This window comes from Mesorhizobium sp. L2C084A000 (genome assembly GCF_000502875.1).
Lineage (GTDB): Bacteria > Pseudomonadota > Alphaproteobacteria > Rhizobiales > Rhizobiaceae > Mesorhizobium.
Genome location: NZ_AYWX01000044.1, coordinates 1 through 1,482, shown reverse-complemented (window position 1 = coordinate 1,482; position 1,482 = coordinate 1). Strand labels below are relative to the sequence as shown.

At 63.1% G+C, this 1,482-nt stretch carries 1 protein-coding gene and 1 pseudogene; both read left to right on the top strand.

Annotated features, from left to right (window positions below; translation table 11 throughout):
- Positions 1-14 precede the first annotated feature (14 nt).
- Positions 15-329 (top strand): annotated as a pseudogene (locus X735_RS0135705) (IS256 family transposase); the annotation flags it as partial.
- A gap of 89 nt (positions 330-418) precedes the next feature.
- A partial coding sequence (locus X735_RS135870; protein ID WP_023814476.1) for an IS256 family transposase occupies positions 419-1,482 on the top strand: 1,064 nt, incomplete at its 3' end.

Below are 1,482 nucleotides of genomic sequence, written 5' to 3'. Positions count from 1 at the left end.
GAAGGAACGCCACCATGACCAAGACAGAAGGTAAATCGACCAGCGCTGCCGTCAAAGACATTCTGCTTTCGAACCCGGAGGGGCTGCACGAAGTGATCCGTGCGGTAATGCAGGAGGTTCTCGAGGCCGAGATGGAGGAGGCGCTGGGTGCTTCGAAGGGCGAACGCACGCCTGAGCGCCTTGGGTATCGCTCGGGTTACTACGGCCGCACCCTGGTCACCCGGGTGGGCAAGCTTGAGCTGCGGGTTCCACAGGACCGGGCGGGTCACTTCTCCACCGAGCTGTTCGAGCGCTACCAGCGTTCCGAGCGGGCCTTGGTNGGTAGTGTGCTGAGAGTTCTGCAAATTCGCTGAGAGGGGGCGGTCATGGCAGGCTGGTGATTGTTCACGTCACCTGATTCCCGCGAAGGAACGCCACCATGACCAAGACTGAAGTTAAGACCGCCAGCGCTGCCGTCAAAGACATTTTGCTTTCGAACCCGGATGGATTGCACGAAGTGCTCCGTGCGGTGATGCAGGAGGTGCTTGAGGCCGAGATGGACGAGGCGCTGGGTGCCTCGAAGAGCGAGCGCACGCCCGAACGGCTTGGCTATCGCTCGGGCTATTACGGCCGTACCCTTGTGACGCGGGTCGGCAAGCTCGAGCTGCGGGTTCCGCAGGACCGGGCCGGGCGCTTCTCCACCGAGCTGTTCGAGCGCTACCAGCGTTCCGAGCGGGCCTTGGTGGCGACACTGGCGGAGATGTATGTGCAGGGCGTGTCGACCCGCAAGGTGAAGGCGATCACGGAAGAACTGTGCGGCCATGCCTTCTCGGCCTCGTCGATCTCGGCCATCAACAAGCGGCTGGACGAGAGCCTCGCTGCCTTTGCCAGGCGCCCCCTTCAAGAGCCGTTTCCTTACCTCATCCTCGATGCGCGCTACGAGAAGGTGCGTGAAGCCGGTGTTGTCATGAGCCAGGCGGTGCTGATCGCGGTCGGTATCGACTGGGACGGAAGGCGCCAGATCCTGGCCGTGGAGATGGCCAATCGCGAGAGCCGCTCGGCCTGGAGGGACTTCCTCGTCGGCCTCAAGGCGCGCGGCCTCAAGGGCGTCGAGTTGGTTGTGTCCGACGATCACGCCGGCCTGGTGGCAGCGATCGGCGAGGTGATCCCCGAAGCCGCCTGGCAACGCTGCTACGTGCACTTCCTCAGGAACGCGCTCGATCATCTGCCGAGGAAGCACGGCGACGACTGCCTGCAGGAATTGCGCTGGCTCTACGACCGGCGCGATCTCGCAGAGGCCAGGGCTGATCTTGCCGCATGGCTTGCCAAATGGTCGGCACGCTATCCGCGCCTGACAGGCTGGGCCGAGGATGCCATCGAACAAACCCTGACCTTCTTCAGGCTGCCGAGACAGCACCACAAGCATCTCAAATCCACCAACATGCTGGAGCGGCTCAACGAGGAAATCCGCCGGCGCACCTATGTCGTGCGCATCTTCCCCAA